The sequence below is a fragment of the Kitasatospora sp. NPDC058190 genome (assembly GCF_042883685.1).
Lineage (GTDB): Bacteria > Actinomycetota > Actinomycetes > Streptomycetales > Streptomycetaceae > Kitasatospora.
The window spans coordinates 113,334-132,652 of sequence record NZ_JBHVVI010000002.1 but is presented as its reverse complement, the minus strand read 5'-3'; the positions used below and the strand labels follow the sequence as shown (position 1 = coordinate 132,652).

The window sequence follows — 19,319 nt, the reverse complement described above, 5'->3', positions numbered from 1 at the left end:
GCTCACCGCGCTGCCCTCAGACGTCGGTGCCGGAGGATCAGACCGCCGGCAGCGCCCTCCAGTCCTGCCACGAGATGTCGCGCCCCAGGTAACGCGGCCGCTCGAACGGCCAGTCGGCGGCGATCCACTGCGGCACCAGGGCGTCCAGCGCCTGCTCCACCTCACCGTCGACCAGTTCGTCCACCACCCACCAGGAGACCTCGCCGTCGGCGCCAGTCCGCTCCGGCGGGTCGATGTAGACGCAGCCGAGGATCGCCGTCTCGGCGCGGTCGAGCAGGACGTAGTTGAAGGACTGGTGAGCGGCTATCTCCCGCTCGTGCCGCGCCAGGTCGACCCGGTTCGCCTCGAAGGTCATCGTCTCCGCGGGCCAGCCCCAGGCCGGACCGAAGATGCCCCACAGGCGCTCACGGGAGCCCATCACGGCCGGATAGTCGAGGGCGGCGTCGGCCGCCGTGATCGGACGCAGGTGGTAGTCGCCGCTGAGCAGGGCGACGTGGACGGGGTGGACGAAGTCATCAGGCAGCCAGGTCATGGCGTCGAGGCTAACCAAGGACGGGCAGCGGGACCTTGGCATTTTCACGGCCCCGGGTCGGCGCGGTCACGGGCCAACTCCGGCTGAGGGCCCGGGGGCTGGTCAGGCCGATGGCTACTCGGCACCGAGAAGTAGGACCAGCGCCCGATGGCACCCGGCCACGCGCTCTCTAGGCTCGCAACCACCGCCGATCACGGACCCGCGCCCCGCTCCCCAGGAAGTAACACCATGCCTGCTGACGCCACCGCCCACATCCGCATCGCCCGCCCCTCGCGTGACCTCCGCGCGGCGGAGGACTTCTGGGTCTCGGGGCTCGGGCTCGACGTCCTGTACCGGCACGAGACGGACGGCACCCCCGGCGAGCACTCGCTCCTCATGGCCGGCTGGCCCGATGCCGCCTGGCACCTGGAGCTGGTCCACGACCCCGCCGCCCCGCTGGAGCCGCGACCGACCGCCGAGGACCTGCTGGTCGTCTACCTGGGCGAGCCGGTGCCGGATGCGCTGATCGAGCGGCTGGAGCAGCACGGCGGGAAGCGGGTACCGGCCCACAACCCCTACTGGGACACCTGGGGCGTGACCGTTCAGGACCCGGACGGCTATCTGCTGGTGCTGTCCACCCGCTCCTGGTCCACCGTGTAGGCCCTCTCCGGGCGCGGCGGAGCCGCCGATCCGACGATACGAATTCCGTAAATCCAGAACATGGCCTGATCCCATCGCTTCCGAACGAATCTTGCGGAAGGCGGTTTTCCGCCGCCGATGGCAGGGGTAGTGCCGGGACGTTCGCACTCCGACGATTCCCATGTCCGATGCGGAGGCGAATCTTTGAGATTTTTACGGAAAGGATTTCGCATGAACAGGATCGTCCGCAGCGCCCTCACGACCGTGGTCGTCGCAGGCGCGCTCACCGCCGCCGCCGCCCCCGTGGCCATGGCCGCCGAGCAGACCCGGTCGGTGGCCGGGGTCCAGGCCCAGGTCCGCAACCCGAAGACGGTCAAGGCCGACGCGTACAACCAGGCCCGCAGCATCCTGGCCAACGCCGGCAGCCAGACCGCCGCCAAGTCCCACCCGATCCACGGCAAGAACGATGTCCCGGTCTCCTACGGCACCAGCCTGCTCGCCTCCGCGCGCGACGAGTTCCGGACCGCGGACAAGAACCTGCCGCCGAAGGACAAGAAGTCCGACATGTCGATCGCGCACTACAACGCCATCCACAGCGCGGCCAAGACCATGGGCATCGACACCTGGTGACGGTCCCGGCCTGACGACAACCCCGGTCTCCTCCGGACGGGGCCCGGCTCTCCTCCGGAAGACGGAGAGCCGGGCCCTTCGTCCGGAGGAGGACCGCCGGCAGCCGCCGATGCGAGCGTGATCGGCATGACCACAACTCATCCGTCCCGCCGCCGAACCAGCGTGCGGATCGGCGCACGGACCGCCGCCGCCGCCCTCGCCACCGCCGCCCTCGCCGCGCTCGCGCCCAGCGCCGCGGCCGCCGGCCCGGTCGTCCCGCCGCAGGTCTCCACCGACTTACAGCCCGAGCTGAACGCCATGGTCGAGCAGGGTGGCAGCACGGCCGCGCTCGCCGAGGTCCGCGACCACGGCCGGGTCACCTGGCGCGGCGCGGCCGGCACCGCCGACCTGGACACCGGCCGACCCGCGCGCGCGGACGGGCGGTTCAGGATCGCCAGCGTCACCAAGAGCTTCGTCTCGACCGTCACCCTCCAGCTGGTCGGCGAAGGACGGATCAGGCTGGACGATCCGATCGAGCACTACCTGCCCGGCACCGTCCCGAACGGCGACCACATCACCGTCCGTCAACTCCTCAACCACACCAGCGGGCTGCACGACTACCTGGGCGATCCACGGGTCCGCTCCAACACCGAGGCCGGCAACCGGGAGTTCCTCGCCACCGGGCGCTGGATCGAGTACACCCCGCAACAGCTGCTGGCCATCGGAACCGCCATGCCGCCGTACTTCCCGCCCGGCCAGGACTGGCACTACTCCAACACCAACTACGTCGTCGTCGGCATGCTCATCGAGAAGGTCACCGGCCGCAGTTGGCGGGAGGAGGTGGAGGACCGGATCATCCGACCGCTCGGGCTGCGCCACACCTCCCTGCCGACCACCTCCACGGCGATCCCCGGGCCGCACGCGCACGGCTACTTCAAGTTCCCCGAAGGCCCGGGGGACGTCACCCGGCTCTCCCCGACCATCGCGGACGCGGCCGGCGCCGGGATCTCCACCACCGACGACCTCAACCGCTTCCACGCGGCACTGTTCGGCGGCACGTTGCTCGCCCCGGCGCAGCTCGCCGAGATGACCACCACCGTCCGCATCCCCGGCCTGCCCGGCGGCGAGTACGGGCTCGGCATGGCCCGCTACGACCTCTCCTGCGGCCGGTTCTGGGGCCACACCGGCGAAATCCCCGGCTACTCGACCGCCATGTTCGGCACCCGGGACGGCAGCCGGCAGGTCGCGCTGTCGTACAACGAGTACGACAAGAGCGACTCCGACAAGTCCGACCGGCTCTACCGGGCCTTCTTGGAGAAGGCTCTCTGTGGGACGTCGGCCACCTCGGGCTGACGGTCGGACCCGGACTACCGGGGCAGCACCCGGGGCTCGCTCAGACTGCCGTCCGAGTGCACGTCGAAGACCCGGAGCTCCGTCCGCCCGGTCACCGTGATCCGGTCCGGAGCGGACCACTCGACCCTGGTGAAGTCACCGCTGTCGGCGTCCCAGGTGCCCAGGTTCCAGTGGCGGGCGGACCAACCGCTGCCGGTCACCAGCTCGACCCGGTAGATCGGGTCGATCGAGAAGGCGATGTCGGTCACGGTCAGCACCCGGTCCGGGTGGTCCGGGTGGATCTTCCTCTCGACCCAGCGCCCCTCATCGCCGAACACGTACGACAGCACCACGATCGGCACCCCGCCGAAGACGAGCGCCACGAGACCGGCCGCACAACCGACCTGCGACAACCTGGTACGGAAGTCCAGCTCGACGATCAGCGAGACCACGATCAGCACGGTGGCCGCGCCGACCAGCAGGACCGGGCGGTTGAACCAGCGTTCGACCTCCACCAGCCCGCCCGAACGGGAGGCGTGCCAGCCCGCCACGTACGTCAGGACCGGCGCCGGCGCCACCCCTCTGAGCCCCCACGCGATCCGTCTGCGACGCGCTGCCGTCATCGGTCCCCCCGAACGAGCTTTGCCGATATTTGGCCCGGACTTTACTACGGGAGGGTCGCACCGCGACGGCCCGGACGGCGGGTGTTCCCCGCCGTCCGGGCCTGGTGGGCTACCGGCCGTACCCCCGTCACCGCCGGTAGAAGACGCTCCGCGACCAGAGGTAGCCGACCAGCGTGAGGCCGGTGCACCAGGCGAGGGCGCTCCACGCGCTGGTGCCGATCTCGGTGCCCATCAGCAGGCCGCGCAGGGTCTCGATGACGGGAGTGAAGGGCTGGTACTCGGCGAACCATCGCAGCACGGTGGGCATCGAGTCCGGCGGGACGATCGCGCTGCCGAGGAACGGCAGAAACGTCAGCGGCAGCGGCGTGTTGCTCGCACTCTCCGGCGTCTTCGACACCAGTCCGATCCCCGCCGAGATCCAGGTCAGCGCCAGGGTGACGAAGAGCAGCAGCCCCGCGGCCGCGAGCCATTCCACCGGTCCGGCACTCGACCGGAACCCCATAGCGAAGGCTGCGGCTGTCACCAGCACCAGCGCGATCACCGTCTGGATCACGCTGCCGACCACGTGCCCGGCCAGAAACGCCGACCGTGAGATCGACATCGTCCGGAACCGGTTGACGATCCCCTCCGTCATGTCGACGCACACGCCCACCGCGGTGGCGACCGCCCCCGAGGTCGCCGTCATCAGCACGATCCCGGGCGTCACGTAGTCGATGTAGCTCCCGCCGCCGATCCCCGTTCCCAGCGCGCCCCCGAAGGCGTAGTTGAAGAGCGCCAGCATCATCACCGGCATCACCACGACGGAGAAGGTCATCGCCGGGTACCGCTGCGCGCGCTTGAGGTTGCGCCGCAGCATGGTCAGCGAGTCGCTGACCACATAGCTCGTCGTCGCGCTCATGCGCCCGCCTCTCCCCCAGCCTGCGGCCGGGGGTACCCCCACCGCTCGGCGGGGGCATTCGCCCACGCGCACCTCTCGATGATTCGCTCGCTCTGCTCGCTCATCGCGCACCCTCCCCGGTCAGTGTGAGGAACACGTCGTCCAGATCGGCCGTCTCCACGACCAGCGACTCGGCCCGTACGGACGCGTTGTCGAGTGCGTCCAGCACGGCCTTCACGGTGAGGACGGAGTTGTCCCCCGGGATGTCCAGCACCAGGGCGTCGGCGTCGGCCGTGGCGTAGTCGAACAGCGTGGCGGCGGTGCCCAGTTGGGCCGCGTCGGTGAACTGGAGGCGGATCCGCCCGCCAGGGACGATCCGCTTCAGCTCCTCGGCCGTACCCTCGGCGACGATCCGGCCGCCGTCCAGGACGGCTATCCGGTCGGCGAGTTGGTCGGCCTCCTCCAGGTACTGGGTGGTCAGGAAGATCGTCACCCCGTGGTCGGCTACCAGCCCTCGGATGATCTCCCACATGGTGCGCCGGCTGCGCGGGTCCAGCCCGGTGGTCGGCTCGTCCAGGAAGATCACCTTGGGGTCGCCGACCAGCGTCATCGCCAGGTCGAGCTTGCGCCGCATGCCGCCGGAGAAGGTGGCGACGGGCTTGCGCGCGGCCTCGGTGAGTTCGAAGCGGCTCAACAGCTCCTCGGCCCGCCTCCGCCCCTCCCGACGGCGGAGGTGGTTGAGGTCTGCCATCAGCATCAGGTTCTCCTCGGCGGTGAGGAGGTTGTCGACCGCCGAGAACTGGCCGGTCACCCCGATCGCCTTCCGGACCCCGTCGGCTTGCCGGACCACATCGTGCCCGGCCACCTGGGCCGAGCCGCCGTCGGCGGGGATCAGGGTGGACAGGATCTGCACGGTGGTGGTCTTGCCGGCGCCGTTCGGCCCGAGCAGGGCGAAGACGCTACCGGCCGGGATGGACAGGTCGATGCCCCTGAGCACCGCCTTGTCCCCGTAGGACTTGGTCAGCCCCACTGCGGAGATCGCCGTCATCAGGCCCTCCGGATGATGACGTTGCCGACCTGGGTGTTGGCGCGAACCTCGGCGGTCTCCCGGGCGTCGCCGGGGCCCTCGGCCGAGCCGAGGGTGTTGCGGACGCCGCCGAACTTGCTGTGCACGTCGAGCCAGGCCGCCGTGCCCTCCGCGATGCCGATCTCCACATCCCCCACACCGGTCTGCAGGGTGATCTTGCCGCGGACCACCTGGCCGAGCCGGATGTGGCCGTTCGCCGACTTGGCGTCCACGCCCGCCTCGGCGAGGCCGACGTGGATCCGGCCGTTGGAGGAGTTGGCCGTCAACTCGCCGCGCACCTCGTCGATCTCGGTGTCGCCGTTGTTGTTCTTGACCGTCAGTGCGCCGCCGACGGAGCCGACCTCGATCCGGCCGCCGCCGGTCACCTCGGCGTCACCGGCGGCCGCGCCGACCCGGACGTCCCCCATGTCGGTCTTGAGGCGCACACTGTCGGCCCGGTCGACCTGGATCCGACCCATGGACGTCTTCAGCCGGCAGTCGCCGAGCGGACCCTCGGTGACGAAGTCCGCCATCGGGGAGTCGGCGTGCACCTCGGAGCCGGACGGCAGCTCGACCAGGATCTCGATCGAGCCCTTCTTGCTGGAGAACACGGTGCGCTGCTTGGGGCCCTTGAGGGTGAGCCGGCCGCCGGAGAAGTCGATCTGGGTCAGCTCGGCGGCCTTGACGTCCGCGTCCCTGGCCGCGTTGGCGGGCCGGACCTCGATCACGGCGTCGGTGCGCTTGCTCGCGCGGATCCACACCGAGCCGATCTCGAACTCAAGGGCGGCGGAGATCGGTCCGTCGGTCTCGTACGTAGGCATGGCTGTCCCGTCCTCTTGACTCGTGTAGCTGTTCCCGCTGGTCGGAGCGGGGTGACGTTGAAGGTTCGGAAGGTGGTGCGGGGGTTCGGATGGCGCGGAGGTGTCAGTGGACCCAGCCGGTGAAGCCCTGGCCGCCAACGCTTCGCGAGGTGCGGGTGCCGAGGTCGGCGACCGGACGGGAGGCGGGCCGGCCGCCGTCCAGCGCGCCGGCGACGGCCCGGACCAGCCAGGCGTTGAGGGAGAGGCCCTCCTGTCCGGCGGCCTCCTCCGCCCGGGCCTTGAGGTTGGCGGGCAGACGCAGGTTGATCCGGGCGGTGCCCGACTCGTCCGACTCCGGCACCACCGGCGGCGCGGCCGGCGCCACGGATGGCACCACCGGTGCCATCGTCGGCACCACGGGCGGCACATCACCGTGGAAGGCCTCGGAGCCGGGCGGTACCGTCACCACGAACTCCGGGTCGAGCCCGCGCAGCCGCACGTCCACCGAGCCCGGGGCGAGGTCGCGGGTGACTTCGCCCATGGCGGCCGAGAGTGCGTTGAGCAGGGTGAGCCGCACGGCCGACTCCAGCGGGAGCGTCAGCCGGTCGGCCAGCTCACGGGCTTCCTCCCCGCCGGTGGCGGCGGCCACCGCGAGCTCGTTCCGGAGGTTTTCGACGTACGGCGTGAGGTCCATGACTCAAGCATGGCACGGCAGTGGCGCCATGTCGAGCCAATTGTGGCACCACTTTGGCGCCATCGAGGGAGACGCAGGCGGCACCACCCGGAAGCACCCGGCACCCCCTGCGGAAAGGGCACCGGAAACGGAACCGCCCCGCCGGCCGAAGCCGACGGGGCGGTCACAGGAGGGGGTCAGCGCTGCCAGCCCGCCAGGTGGGCGTCGATCTCGCCGGTCAGCCGCGCCTTGCCGGCCTGGTCCAGGAAGGAGGCCTCGACCGCGTTGCGGGCCAGTGCCGCCACCCCGGTCTCGTCCAGCCCCAGCAGCCGCGCCGCCACCGCGTACTCGGTGTTGAGGTCGGTGCCGAACATCGGCGGGTCGTCGCTGTTGACGGTCACCAGCAGCCCGGAGTCCACCATCCGCTTGATCGGGTGGTCCTCGATCCTCTCCACCGCCCGGGTGGCGATGTTGGAGGTCGGGCAGACCTCCAGCGCGACGCGGTGCTCGCCCAGGTAGTCGAGCAGCGCCGGGTCCTTGACCGCCTGGGTGCCGTGCCCGATGCGCTCGGCGCCGAGCTCGCGGATCGCGTCCCAGACGGTCTGCGGCCCGGTGGTCTCGCCGGCGTGCGGGACGGAGTGCAGGCCGGCCGCCCGCGCCCGGTCGAAGTACGGCTTGAACTGCGGCCGCGGCACGCCGATCTCCGGACCGCCCAGGCCGAAGCTGACCAGGCCCTCGGGGGCCAGCTCGGTGGCCAGGCGGGCGGTCACCTCGGCCGACTCCAGACCGGCCTCGCCCGGGATGTCGAAGCACCAGCGCAGCACCACGCCGAGTTCCTTCTCGGCGCGCAGCCGGGCGTCCTCGATGGCCTCCATGAAGGCGACGTCGGGGATCCCGCGCTTGACCGAGGAGTACGGGGTGATGGTCAGCTCGGCGTACCGGATGTTCTGGCGGGCCATGTCCTCGGCCACGCCGTAGGTGAGCGCGCGGACGTCCTCGGCGTCGCGGACCAGGTCCACGACGCTCAGGTAGACCTCGATGAAGTGGGCGAAGTCGGTGAAGGTGAAGTACTCGGCGAGCGCGGCCGGGTCGGTCGGCACCCTGGACTGGCCCCGGTGGCGGGCGGCCAGTTCGGCGACGACGCGCGGCGACGCCGAGCCGACGTGGTGGACGTGCAGTTCCGCCTTGGGCATCCCGGCGATGAACGCCTCGATGCTCCGGTCTGCGGTGTTACCGGTGGGGTTTCCGATCCGACTTCCGTCCGGCTGGACCACGGGGGTTCCCTTCTTCCTTCTCCGCGCCTTCTACGCGCGTATCGCGCTGACGGGGCCCAGGATAGGCCCAAGTCGGAGCAGCCGACCGGGGGCGCCGGGGTTCACCCCCCGAGCGCGATCGCCACGGTGTGGATCAGCAGCCCGGCCAGGGCGCCGACCACCGTGCCGTTGATCCGGATGAACTGCAGGTCACGCCCGACGTTGGCCTCGATCTTGCGCGAGGCGTCGTCGGCGTCCCAGCTCGCCACCGTCTCGGAGATCAGCGAGGTGATCTCGGTCCGGTAGGTGTCGACCAGGTACTGGGCGGCGTCCTGGAGCCAGCCGTCCACCTTGGCCTGCAGCTTGGCATCGGTGGCCAGGCGCCCGCCGAAGCTGCGCACGCCGTCCCGGATGCGCCGACGCAGTTCGCTGTCCTCGTCCTCGGCCGCGCCCATCACCAGCGTGCGCACGGCCGCCCAGGTGGAGTTGATCAGGTCCTGCACCTCGGGGCGGGCCAGCAGCTCGCCCTTGGCCCGCTCGACCCGGGCGATGGTCTCCGGGTCGGTCTGCAGCTCGGTGGCGAAGTCGGCGAGGAAGTTGTCGATCGCCCCGCGGGCCGGGTGGTTCGGGTCGTCCCGGATGTCGGCGACGAAGCGCAGCAGCTCCTTGTAGACCCGCTCGCCGACCTGGTGGTCGATGAACTTCGGCGTCCAGCCCGGGGTCTTCTGGGAGACCTTCCGGATCACGTCCTCGTGGTTGGCGGTGAGCCAGCCGTGCGCCCGGACGGCCACCAGGTCCACCACGCCGTGGTGCCCGCCGTCCGCGACCACCTTGCCCAGCATCCGGCCCATCGGCTCGGCCACCGAGGTGGCGGCGGCCCGCCGGGTGACCGCCTCGGCGACCACCGCCCGCACGTCGTCGTCGCGCAGCACCGCGAGCACTCCGCGCAGCGCCGCCGAGGCCTCCTTGGTGACGCGTTCGGCGCTGCCCGGCGCGGCCAGCCACTCCCCCAGCCGGCGGCCGATGCCGAGTGCCGCGAGCCGGCCGCGCACCACGTGGCCGGCGAGGAAGTTCTCGCCGACGAACTCGCCGAGCGAGCGCCCGAAGGCGTCCTTCTTGGTCGGGATGATCGCGGTGTGCGGGATCGGCAGGCCGAACGGGCGGCGGAACAGGGCCGTCACCGCGAACCAGTCGGCCAGCGCGCCGACCATGCCCGCCTCGGCGGCGGCCGCCACGTACCCCGCCCAGGCGCCGGCGCCGGACGCCTCGGCCCAGGTGGAGAGGGCGAAGACCAGGGTCGCGAAGGCCAGCAGGCCGGTCGCGATGGTCTTCATCCGGCGGACGCCGCGTCTCTTCTGCTCGTCGGACGCGGTGAACCGGACCCCGGGGCCGGTCCCGCTGAAGGCTTCGTCACTCACCCCGCCAGTCTGCCCGTTGCCCGGCGCGGACGGGGGCGTGCCCCGCGATCGCGCGCCCCTCGATCGCACACCCTCACGCCGAGCACGCTGCCGGGACCACACGCCCCCACACCGAGCGCGGCCCCGCGCCCGGCCGGGGCGCCCGGCGCTCCCGGGTGGCGCCGACCGGCAGGGTGGTCTCGCAGCCGACCAGCGTCCCCCGGTGCGACCCGGCCGCGACGGCGCCGGTGGAGACCATGGCGTCGGTGGCGGCCCGCCGCCGGCCGCCCCGGGCGCGATGTGCGCGCCGGCGACCCGGTGGCCCTTCGGCGCGCACCGGACGGCCGGCCGCGGGCCCGGCTCACCCAGCCCGACGGCTCAGCTCTCCCGGTTCATCCCCGCCCTCCGTTCACCGAGTTGGCGAGCCGGCGCCACACCGGCGAGCGCCGCAACCCGCGCCGCAGCCGCTCCGGGACGACGCCGCGCCACAGCCGCTGGGCCGGGTTGAGCGGCAGGACGGCCTCGACCAGCGGCTCCTCGCCCAGCAGGAACAGCCCGTCCGGCAGGCCGAGCCGGGCGTCCCGGAACGCCGGATAGCCCGCGTAGCGCCGCCGCCCGTCCGCCACCACCGGCGGCTCGCCGTGCGCGGCCTCGTAGCGGATCTGGTCGCGCAGCGCCTCCGGCCTTGCGGCGGCGGCGAGTTCGAGCCGTACCCGGGCGGCGACCGGCAGCCGGTGGTACACCGTGCGGGCGCCGAAGCGTTCGATCATCCGGCCGACCTCCTCGCACACCCGCCGCTGCAGCCCGTCGTCCAGCAGCAGGAAGCCGTCCTGGAGCAGCCGGGGCACGTCCCAGGCGAAGCCGCGGGCCCGGATGTCGTCCAACTCCTCACCGACTCCGACCAGTTCGACGGCCACCTGCTGCAACGCGGCGATCCCGCGCAGCCGGTCCAGCACCCCGGCCCGCTCGGTGGCGTTGCCGAGGTCCTCGCGCAGCGCCAGGACACAGCAGTCGTAGTCGGCGAGCACGGACACCCGGCCCGCGTGCGGACAGGCCTCCGGGGTGAACGGCTCGTCCGAGAGGACCCGCCCGTTCACCCCGACCTGCCCGGGCTCCACCACGTCCGGGCCGCGGTCGGCGGAGGCCACCGCCTCCAGCCGCCCCGGCGCCGGCGTCCGCCCGACCAGCGAGTCCAGGCAGGCGGTGAGGTGCGGCATGGTGTCGCAGGCCGCGACCACCACGGTCGCGTCGGGTACGGACATCGGGCGGCGGGCCTCCGGTGCGCGGTTCGGCGAGGGCTGCACCGTCAACTCGGCCGCCCGCCGGGGAGTCACGTGCCCTCCCCCAACGGGTGACGGGCCCCGGACGGGCGGCGGGCCCGAACGTGCGCCCGAACAGCCGGAGATCAGCCGGAGACCAAACGGGGATCAGCCGATCGCGACCTCGGCGTACATCCGCGCGATCACGTCCTCGATGGCCGGCTCCCGCACCGACAGGTCCACCAGCGGGTACCGCGCCGCGACCGCCGCCACGATCGGTGCCGCGCTCTCCCGGGCCGGGAAGGCCAGCCACTGCCGCGCCCCCTCGACCTTCACCACCCGCGCCCCGGCCACCTCGATCGGAGGCCGGGCCTCGGCGAGGTCGACCACCAGCGTGCGCTCGCTGCGCCCGGTGGTGTGCAGCCCGTCCAGCCCGCCGGCGTGGACCACCCGGCCGTGGTCGATCACCATCACCCGGCCGCAGAGCTGCTCGATGTCGGTCAGGTCGTGGGTGGTGAGCAGCACCGTGGTGCCCCGCTCGCGGTTGACCTCGCGCAGGAACTCGCGCACCCGGCCCTTGCTGACCACGTCCAGGCCGATGGTGGGCTCGTCCAGGTAGAGCACCTGGGGGTCGTGCAGCAGCGCCGCCGCGAGGTCGCCGCGCATCCGCTGGCCGAGTGAGAGCTGTCGGACGGGCGTGTCCAACAAGCCTCCCAGGTCGAGCAGTTCGATGCAGCGGCCGAGGTTCTCGCGGTAACGCCGGTCGGGGATGCGGTAGATCCGGCGGGCGAGCTCGAAGGAGTCGCGCAGCGGGAGGTCCCACCACAGGGTGGTGCGCTGGCCGAAGACGACGCCGATCCGGCGGGCCAGCGCGACGCGTTCGCGGGCCGGGTCGACCCCGGCGACGCGCAGCCGTCCGGCGCTGGGGACGAGGATGCCGGTGAGCATCTTGATGGTGGTCGACTTGCCGGCGCCGTTGGGCCCGATGTAGCCGACGCACTCGCCGGCCTCGACGGTGAAGCTCAGCCCGTCGACCGCGCGCACCTCGCGCTTGGTCCGGCTGAACCGGCCGGTGCGGGCCCGCACGGTGAAGGTGCGGTGGACGTCCTGGAGTTCGATCAGTGACACGGTGACTCCTCACGGGAGGTACGGCGCGAGGCAGGGCCTTGCGGAAGGCCCTGCCACGTGCGAGGTACGAGGGCTCAGCTGCCGGTGCCGCGGTAGGCGCGCAGTCCGGCCCGCCAGGCGAGCCCGGCGGCGGCGACGCACAGCGCGGCGGCGACCGGGGAGGCGTACTGGAAGGCGGTGGGCAGGCCGAGCGGGTCGGGCCGGCCGAGGATGTGCAGGGCGGGCAGCCAGTTGACGAAGGCGAGCGGGACGCCGAAGACCACCCCGGCGACCAGTTCCTTGGCGAAGACGGTCGGCGGGTAGTGCAGCAGGGTCGCGCCGCCGTAGGTGAAGGAGTTCTGGATCTCCTTGGACTCGCCCCACCAGAACTGGACGGTGGCGCCGCCGACGTAGATCGCGCCGAAGATGACGCTGCCGCACACCAGCAGGACGGGCACCAGCAGCACCCGGTCCCAGGTCCAGTGCACGTCCAGGGCGGCCAACGACCAGGCCAGCACCGCCGTGGCCTGGAGCGGGCGGCCGAGCCGGCGCAGGGTGAAGCGTTCGGCGCACAGCTGGGAGAGCGCGGGCGCGGGGCGGATCAGCATGGTGTCCAGCGTGCCGCTCGTGATCCGCAGGCCGAGGCCGTCGGCCGAGCCGACCAGCAGGTTGGCCATGCCGAGGGAGAAGGTCGCGGTGGCGTAGAGGAAGGCGATCTCCGGCAGGTTCCAGCCGCCGAGTTCGTCGGTGTGCCGGAACATGATCACCAGCACGACGAAGTCGAGGGAATGGGTGACCAGGCTGGCCAGGAGGTTCAGTGTGAAGGAGGCCCGGTAGGCCATCATCGAGCGCATCCACATCCGGGCGCAGAGCCACCAGGAGCGGACCGCCCAGGACGTGCGCGCGGCGAGGGGCTCAGCCACCCTGGACCACCACCCTGCGGGTCGCCAGCCACTGCGCGCCCCGCCCGGCGGCGAGCAGCGCGGCCGCCCAGCCGAGCTGGAAGCCGAGCTCCGGGAGCAGTCCGGTGCCGGTGGCGCGCTCCAGGAAGACGTCGGTCGGCACCTTGATCAGCGCCGCCCAGGGCAGCACCCGGCCGAGGTCGCCGAGCCAGCCGGGGAAGAGCGCGATCGGCAGCAGCATCCCGGAGAAGAACATCGAGACCACCAGCATCACCGCACGTACCCCCTCCGAGTCGTGCAGCCAGAAACCGGTGATCGAGACCAGGAACCGCAGCCCGAAGCTGACCAGCAGCGCCAGCAGCCCGGAGAGCAGGAAGAACGCCCAGGTCAGCGGGTGTTCGGGCATCCGGGTGCGGAACACCAGGGCGCCGACCAGCATCGGCACGGTGCCGCGGATCAGCGCCTGGAAGGCGGCCCGGCCGAGGTCGGCGGCCAGCCACCAGCCCTGGAAGTCGACCGGGCGGTAGAGGTCGACGGCGATGTCCCCGGAGCGGAAGCGGTCCTGGACGTCGTCCTGGAAGCCGCCGCCCCAGACCGCGATCGTGACCAGCAGGCACTGGCTGACCCAGATGTAGGTGACGGCCTGGCTCTGGTCGTAGCCGCCGAGGCCGGGGCGGGCCTGCCAGAGGGCGAGGAAGGAGGAGGCGAGGATGATGCCGAAGACGGTGTTGGTGAAGGTGCCGGCCAGGGTGGCGGCCCGGTAGGTGGAGTAGCGGCGGAAGGCGCCGCGGGCGACGGCGGCGTAGAGCCCGAGGGGGGAGCCGGCGGCGGTATCAGGGGGCTTCGCCCCCACCGTGACACCGTTCTGCATATTGTCTCCTTGTCGACAAATACGGGCAGACGAGTGCCCGCACGCGCGTCAGCGCACGACCCAGTAGCTCCGACCGGCCCTACCCGGGGGTACCGGGCCGGACGGGCGGAGCTGCCAGACGTGGGTGCGCTATGTGGTTCGCACCTTTCACCGTACCGTTGCCCCTCCCGGCCCGCACCCGGATTTCGACGCACCCCGGGGCGCACGACCCGCCGCACACAACCGCGCAGTTCAGGAACCCTGCCAGCACTGATCGGACGTCATATAGCAGATAATCTCGGCATGACCTTGAGCACCCGACGCCAGGCCAAACGGGCCGCCCGCCGCGAGGCCCGCCGCGCCCTCCCCTTCTGGCGCCGGCTCCTGCCCACCTGGCGGGTCACCCTCGGCACCCTCACCGCACTACTGCTGCTCGCCATCGGCGCCTTCGCCGTGCTCTACGTCATCGTCCCGGTGCCCGACCCCAACGCCCATGCCGTCGCCCAGAACAACATCTACCTCTACTCCGACGGCACCACCGAGATCGCCCACACCGGAGCCGTCAACCGCACCGACGTCACCGTCGACCAGATCCCGCTGCAGACCCAACAGGCCGTCGTCTCCGCCGAGGACCGCACCTTCTACCAGAACCGCGGCATCGACCTGAAGGGCATGCTCCGGGCCGGCTGGAACACCCTGCTCGGCAAGGGCATGCAGGGCGGCTCCACCATCACCCAGCAGTACGTCAAGAACTACTACCTGACCCAGGACCAGACCTTCGAACGCAAGGGCCGCGAACTCTTCATCGCCCTCAAGGTCGACCAGCAGCGCGACAAGAAGGAAATCCTGGCCGGATACCTCAACAGCAGCTACTTCGGCCGCGGCGCCTACGGCATCCAGAGCGCCGCCAAGGCCTACTACGGCGTCGACGTCTCCGGACTCACCCTCGGCCAGGGCGCCTACCTCGCCTCCCTGCTCCAGGCCCCCAGCCTCTACGACGTCAAGACCGCCACCCCCGCCAACCGCGAGAAGGCCATCGCCCGCTGGCACTACACCCTCGACGGCATGGTCCAACTCGGCTTCCTCACCACCGCCGACCGCGCCGCCACCACCTTCCCCGAGCCGATCGACCCCCAGCCCGCCACCGGCCTCTCCGGCCAGGCCGGCTACCTCGTCGGCGTCGCCGACGACTACCTGATCTCCTCCGGCACCATCGACGCCCCCACCCTCAAGGCCGGCGGCTGGCGCATCACCACCACCTTCGAGAAACCCCGGCAGGACGCCTTCGTCAAGGCCGTCCAGGACGAACTCACCGACGAACTCGACCCCAAGACCCGCCCCACCACCGACACCGACGTCCGAGTCGCCGGCGCCTCCGTCGACCCCGCCACCGGCCGCGTCGTCGCCGTCTACGGCGGCCCCGACTACGCCAAGCAGCCCTACAACGACGCGCTGCGCCAGGACAACCAGATCGGCTCCACCTTCAAACCGATCGACCTCGCCGCCGGCCTGATCGCCCAGCACACCCTGGACGGCCGCCCGATCACCACCGAGACCCGCTACGACGGCAGCAGCGAACGCCCCGTCACCGGCGGCCCCACCCCCTACGCGCCACCCAACGAGGACGACGTCGACTACGGCAACATCACCCTGCGCTACGCCATGGTCAAGTCCGTCAACTCCGTGTACGCCCAGGAAGGCGTGGACGCCGGACTCGCCCGCGTCCGCGAGACCGCCGTCAAACTCGGCATCCCCGACAGCGTCCGCGGCATGGACCCCACCAACACCTCGATGACCCTCGGCACCGCCACCCCCAGCGCCCTCGACCTGGCCGGCGCCTACGCCACCTTCGCCAACCACGGCGAGGCACACACCCCCTGGTCCGTCCTCAAGCTCGAACGCGTCAACCCCGGCGGCGCCGTCGACGTCCCCAAGATGCCCGAACACAAGGCCACCACCGCCATGGACCGCAGCATCGCCGACTCCGTCACCGACGTCCTGCGCGACGTCGTCAGCCCGCGCGGCACCGGCGCCGCCGCCCTCGACCTCGGCCGCCCCGCCGCCGGCAAGACCGGCACCACCGACTCCAACCTCTCCGCCTGGTTCGCCGGCTACACCCCCGAACTCACCACCACCGTCGGCCTGTTCCGAGAGAACCCGAAGAGCCACGCCAAGGAACCGCTGGCCGGCACCGCCGGCCTCACCCGGATCAACGGCGGCGCCTTCCCCACCAAGATCTGGACCGACTACATGACCGCCGCCCTGAACGGCACCACCACCCAGCAGTTCGACCTGCAGACCGGCCGCAGCAACCCCGACCCCGGCAACTGGACCCCCACCGGCACCCCCAGCAACACTCCCCCGAGCGCCGGCCCCACCCCCGGCACCGGCGCCACCCCCACCGGCGCCCCCGCGCCGACCACCCACCCCCACACCCCCAGCGCGCCCCCCACCACCGACGCACCCGCGCCCGGCCCGGCCGCCCCCAGCCCGCAGAAACCGGAACCCACCCCCAGCCAGGAAGACCAGCCCAGCCCCACCGCCCGACCCACCCAGACAACCCGGCCGACCAAGCCCACCAGCCAGCCCACCGCCACCGCCGGACCCACCAACTCGGCGACGGCACCCGCACAGTGAGCTACCCCCCGGCGACCAGCTCCCGCTCCAGCCCCGTCCGGAACCGCGGCGTCACCCGCACCTCCCCCAGCCAGCCCGCCAGCCGCTCCGCCTCCGCCGCGACGGCCCGCCCGGCCTGCGCCCCGACGTCCCGGAACAGCCGCCACACCACCTCACCGTCCGCCCGCTGCGCCCAGCCGCCCACCACCTCGCCGCACCACCACACCGTCGGCCCGGCATTGCCCGCCCGGTCGAACAGCGCCGGCACGTCCTCCGGCCGCAGATACCAGTCCCGCCCGCGCCACCCCATCACTGCCGGATCCAACGCCGGCAACAGCGCCGCCCACGGTTCCGGCGCCGACACCGGAGCCTCGTCCCCCGCCAGCACCAGCGCGGCCGAACCGTCCGCCAACGCCACGTCCCGCGCCCCGACGTCCACCAGCGCCCTGCGAACGTCCCCCAGCGTCCAGCCCGTCCACCACTTCACGTCCTCGACCGTCGCCGGACCGTACGCCGCCAGCCAGCGCCGCACCACCTCCGCCTTCGCCTCCCGCACCGGCACCTCCCGCCACTGCGGCACCAGCGCCCACGGATAACTGCTGCTCAGCCAGGAACCGCGCGGACGGCAACGGCGCACATGCCCGTCCGAGGCCAACAGCCGCAGCAGCCGACTGCCCACGCTCTGCCTCGCCTCGTACGGCTTGCCCGCCGACATCAGCATCGTCTCGCGCAACTGCGGCACGTCGTCCCCCAGTTGCCTGGTCGTCGCCTCACCCCGCCGCGCCAGCGCGGCCAGCACCCCGCGCTCCGCCTCCGCCAACCGCGCCTCGTCCCAGCCCTCGGCGTGGTCCCGCAGATGCTTGAGCAGCGTCGCCCGCTCCTTCAGCGCGATCGCCCGCGCCGCCGCCGAACTCACGTACGGGGCGAAACCCTCCGTCACCGCGAATATCGTCCGCCGCATCGACAGCAGCTTCACCAGCGAAACGTCCTCGTACAGCGCCCGGTCCACCTCCGCCGCCGAAGGCTCGGCCAACCGAGCACAGGCCGACAGGTACACCGTGGCCGCGTCCGTCGCGTGCAGCCCGACCACCGCGTCGGCCACCTCCTCCACCCGCGCCGCCCGCACCGACGGCGCCAACAGCTGCCGCCGCCCCAACCGGGCCCGCCGCTCCGCATCGCCGATCACCGGCACAGCCACGCTCATGCCCGGACCCTAGCGCCCGCCTCCGACAAGCTGCGCCCACACGGCCCCGAGCGCGCCGACGGGCGCCGTCCCCCGGTCACAGGCGACGGCGCCCGCCCTCACGTCACACGCCCCCGGTCACAGGTACAGCCCGGTCGAGCCCTCCGTGTCACCGAAGCGGGCCGCGGCAACGGCGTGCAGGTCGCGCTCGCGCAGCAGCACGTAGGTGGCGCCCCGGACCTCGACCTCCAGCTTGTCCTCCGGGTCGTACAGCACCCGGTCACCCGGCTCCACCGCACGCACGCTCTGGCCCACCGCGACGGCCTCGGCCCAGGTGCACCTCTTACTCAGCTCAGCGGTCGCCGGGATCAGGATGCCGCCGGTCGAGCGGCGCTCACCCTCGCTGCCCTCGGTGCGCACCAGCACGCGGTCGTGCAGCATCCGGATCGGCAGCTTCTCGCCCAGCCGGTCGTGCCGCACGGGCTCGTGCTCCTGCTCGGAGCGGGTCGGTTCGTCGTTCGTACTCACGGTCCCGAAGGTACCGCCCCCGGGCGCGAAGCGTGATGCCAGCCCGGCATACGGAAGGCCGGGCCCCCACGGGCGCCCGGCCGTTCCGGCACCGCCGTTCAGTCCTTGCGGCGCCGACGGGAGGAGGCGATCAGCAGCACCAGGCCCACGCCGACCAGCGCGGCCGGGACGACGCGCTCCCGGCGCGGCTGCCCCTTCTCGTCCACGAACTGCGCCCGGGCCTTCTCCACCAGGCCGTTCGCGGCCACGTACGCCCGGCCCGCCTTCTCCTCGACGGTGGCCATCGCCTTCGCCTTGACCTGGGCGGAGACGGTGCTCGGGTGGATCCGCACGGCCAGCTCGTCCAGGGTCTCCGCCAGCCGGTCGCGGGTGCGCTCGATGTCCGCCTCGATCTGGGCGGTCGTCCGCTCCGGCTTGTCCTGCGTGCTCGCCTCGCCCACTCGGGCCACCCCATTCACTTGCCGATGTCGTCCTGGTCGTCCTGCGTGACTGACCCAGTTTGTCAGCTGCCGAGCACGGCCGCGCGGCCCCACCCACCAACGGAGGTAAGTTTGCCGTGGTACGACCGCCCGTCCCAGCCGCACGCACCAGGAGAGTCCACCCCATGACTGAGCGTCTCCAGCCCGGCGACAACGCGCCCGCCTTCAGCCTGTCCGACGCCGACGGCAACCAGGTCTCCCTCGCCGACCACCTGGGCCGCAAGGTCATCGTCTACTTCTACCCCAAGGCCCTCACCCCGGGCTGCACCAAGCAGGCCTGCGACTTCACCGACAACCTGGAGGTCTTCGCGGGCGCCGGCTACGACGTCATCGGCATCTCGCCGGACCAGCCGGAGAAGCTCGGCAAGTTCCGCGAGGCCGAGGACCTCAAGGTCACGCTGCTCTCCGACCCGGACCACGCCGTCCTGGAGGCGTACGGCGCCTACGGCGAGAAGCAGAACTACGGCCGCACCTACCTGGGCGTGATCCGCTCCACCGTGGTCGTCGACGAGCAGGGCAAGGTCGAGCGCGCGCTGTACAACGTCAAGGCCACCGGGCACGTCGCCAAGCTGCTGCGCGACCTCAAGGTCGAGGCCTGATCACTCCGGACGAAGC

At 72.0% G+C, this 19,319-nt stretch carries 21 protein-coding genes; 5 read left to right on the top strand and 16 right to left on the bottom strand.

Annotated elements, in window-relative coordinates:
* Positions 1 to 37 precede the first annotated feature (37 nt).
* Positions 38 to 532: an N-acetyltransferase gene (locus tag ACFVWU_RS01595; protein ID WP_380611429.1), complete on the bottom strand. Its 495-nt coding sequence runs from the start codon at positions 530 to 532 to the stop codon at positions 38 to 40.
* A 228-nt stretch (positions 533 to 760) separates the two neighbouring features.
* Between ACFVWU_RS01595 and ACFVWU_RS01590 the strand changes: the two genes are divergently transcribed.
* The 3 genes from ACFVWU_RS01590 to ACFVWU_RS01580 all read left to right on the top strand — a co-directional run bounded on the left by ACFVWU_RS01590 (position 761) and on the right by ACFVWU_RS01580 (position 3,112).
* Positions 761 to 1,171 carry a VOC family protein gene (locus tag ACFVWU_RS01590; RefSeq protein ID WP_387613956.1) on the top strand — a complete coding sequence of 137 codons (411 nt, stop codon included), beginning with the start codon at positions 761 to 763 and terminating at the stop codon, positions 1,169 to 1,171.
* Between the two features lie 210 nt (positions 1,172 to 1,381).
* The gene (locus ACFVWU_RS01585; RefSeq protein ID WP_387613954.1) at positions 1,382 to 1,780 is read left to right on the top strand and encodes a hypothetical protein; all 399 of its coding nucleotides are present in this window, start codon (positions 1,382 to 1,384) and stop codon (positions 1,778 to 1,780) included.
* A 126-nt stretch (positions 1,781 to 1,906) separates the two neighbouring features.
* Positions 1,907 to 3,112 carry a serine hydrolase domain-containing protein gene (locus ACFVWU_RS01580; RefSeq protein WP_387613951.1) on the top strand — a complete coding sequence of 402 codons (1,206 nt, stop codon included), beginning with the start codon at positions 1,907 to 1,909 and terminating at the stop codon, positions 3,110 to 3,112.
* A 14-nt stretch (positions 3,113 to 3,126) separates the two neighbouring features.
* On the opposite strand, the gene ACFVWU_RS01575 is transcribed toward ACFVWU_RS01580, so the two are convergent.
* From ACFVWU_RS01575 to ACFVWU_RS01520, 12 genes are all read right to left on the bottom strand, one after another.
* Positions 3,127 to 3,669, bottom strand: a complete 543-nt coding sequence (locus tag ACFVWU_RS01575; RefSeq protein WP_387613949.1) for a hypothetical protein — start codon at positions 3,667 to 3,669, stop codon at positions 3,127 to 3,129.
* Between the two features lie 172 nt (positions 3,670 to 3,841).
* A complete protein-coding gene (locus ACFVWU_RS01570) occupies positions 3,842 to 4,612 on the bottom strand; it encodes an ABC transporter permease (protein ID WP_387613946.1) in 771 nt (256 codons plus the stop codon).
* A 100-nt stretch (positions 4,613 to 4,712) separates the two neighbouring features.
* The gene (locus tag ACFVWU_RS01565) at positions 4,713 to 5,639 is read right to left on the bottom strand and encodes an ATP-binding cassette domain-containing protein (RefSeq protein ID WP_387613943.1); all 927 of its coding nucleotides are present in this window, start codon (positions 5,637 to 5,639) and stop codon (positions 4,713 to 4,715) included.
* The gene (locus ACFVWU_RS01560) at positions 5,639 to 6,478 is read right to left on the bottom strand and encodes a DUF4097 domain-containing protein (RefSeq protein WP_387613940.1); all 840 of its coding nucleotides are present in this window, start codon (positions 6,476 to 6,478) and stop codon (positions 5,639 to 5,641) included. The genes ACFVWU_RS01565 and ACFVWU_RS01560 overlap by 1 nt, the downstream gene beginning before the upstream one ends.
* Before the next feature lie 103 nt (positions 6,479 to 6,581).
* Entirely contained in the window at positions 6,582 to 7,151 is a 570-nt protein-coding gene (locus ACFVWU_RS01555; RefSeq protein WP_387613937.1) for a toxin-antitoxin system HicB family antitoxin, read from the bottom strand.
* Between the two features lie 176 nt (positions 7,152 to 7,327).
* Positions 7,328 to 8,404: an adenosine deaminase gene (locus tag ACFVWU_RS01550; RefSeq protein WP_387613934.1), complete on the bottom strand. Its 1,077-nt coding sequence runs from the start codon at positions 8,402 to 8,404 to the stop codon at positions 7,328 to 7,330.
* A gap of 101 nt (positions 8,405 to 8,505) precedes the next feature.
* Positions 8,506 to 9,801 (bottom strand): DUF445 domain-containing protein, encoded by a 1,296-nt coding sequence (locus ACFVWU_RS01545; RefSeq protein ID WP_387613931.1) that lies wholly within the window; start codon positions 9,799 to 9,801, stop codon positions 8,506 to 8,508.
* A gap of 73 nt (positions 9,802 to 9,874) precedes the next feature.
* Positions 9,875 to 10,039 (bottom strand): hypothetical protein, encoded by a 165-nt coding sequence (locus ACFVWU_RS01540; protein WP_387613928.1) that lies wholly within the window; start codon positions 10,037 to 10,039, stop codon positions 9,875 to 9,877.
* A gap of 133 nt (positions 10,040 to 10,172) precedes the next feature.
* Positions 10,173 to 11,114 (bottom strand): hypothetical protein, encoded by a 942-nt coding sequence (locus tag ACFVWU_RS01535; protein WP_387613926.1) that lies wholly within the window; start codon positions 11,112 to 11,114, stop codon positions 10,173 to 10,175.
* Between the two features lie 93 nt (positions 11,115 to 11,207).
* Positions 11,208 to 12,167, bottom strand: a complete 960-nt coding sequence (locus tag ACFVWU_RS01530) for an ATP-binding cassette domain-containing protein (RefSeq protein ID WP_387613923.1) — start codon at positions 12,165 to 12,167, stop codon at positions 11,208 to 11,210.
* A 74-nt stretch (positions 12,168 to 12,241) separates the two neighbouring features.
* The gene (locus tag ACFVWU_RS01525; RefSeq protein ID WP_387613920.1) at positions 12,242 to 13,069 is read right to left on the bottom strand and encodes an ABC transporter permease; all 828 of its coding nucleotides are present in this window, start codon (positions 13,067 to 13,069) and stop codon (positions 12,242 to 12,244) included.
* Positions 13,062 to 13,919: an ABC transporter permease gene (locus ACFVWU_RS01520; RefSeq protein WP_387613918.1), complete on the bottom strand. Its 858-nt coding sequence runs from the start codon at positions 13,917 to 13,919 to the stop codon at positions 13,062 to 13,064. The genes ACFVWU_RS01525 and ACFVWU_RS01520 overlap by 8 nt, the downstream gene beginning before the upstream one ends.
* 282 nt (positions 13,920 to 14,201) lie before the next feature.
* Between ACFVWU_RS01520 and ACFVWU_RS01515 the strand changes: the two genes are divergently transcribed.
* On the top strand, positions 14,202 to 16,535 hold the full coding sequence (locus tag ACFVWU_RS01515) for a transglycosylase domain-containing protein (RefSeq protein ID WP_387613915.1): 2,334 nt from the start codon (positions 14,202 to 14,204) through the stop codon (positions 16,533 to 16,535).
* 1 nt (position 16,536) lies between these two features.
* Here the strand turns inward: ACFVWU_RS01515 and ACFVWU_RS01510 are convergent, their stop codons facing one another.
* From ACFVWU_RS01510 to ACFVWU_RS01500, 3 genes are all read right to left on the bottom strand, one after another.
* On the bottom strand, positions 16,537 to 17,718 hold the full coding sequence (locus tag ACFVWU_RS01510; RefSeq protein WP_387613912.1) for a winged helix DNA-binding domain-containing protein: 1,182 nt from the start codon (positions 17,716 to 17,718) through the stop codon (positions 16,537 to 16,539).
* Positions 17,719 to 17,835: 117 nt separating this feature from the next.
* Positions 17,836 to 18,138 carry a GroES family chaperonin gene (locus tag ACFVWU_RS01505; protein WP_387614106.1) on the bottom strand — a complete coding sequence of 101 codons (303 nt, stop codon included), beginning with the start codon at positions 18,136 to 18,138 and terminating at the stop codon, positions 17,836 to 17,838.
* Positions 18,139 to 18,323: 185 nt separating this feature from the next.
* Positions 18,324 to 18,665, bottom strand: a complete 342-nt coding sequence (locus ACFVWU_RS01500) for a DUF3618 domain-containing protein (protein ID WP_387613910.1) — start codon at positions 18,663 to 18,665, stop codon at positions 18,324 to 18,326.
* Between the two features lie 164 nt (positions 18,666 to 18,829).
* Here ACFVWU_RS01500 and bcp point away from each other — a divergent pair, with 164 nt between their 5' ends.
* Positions 18,830 to 19,303: a thioredoxin-dependent thiol peroxidase gene (gene bcp / locus ACFVWU_RS01495; RefSeq protein WP_387613908.1), complete on the top strand. Its 474-nt coding sequence runs from the start codon at positions 18,830 to 18,832 to the stop codon at positions 19,301 to 19,303.
* Positions 19,304 to 19,319: the final 16 nt, after the last annotated feature.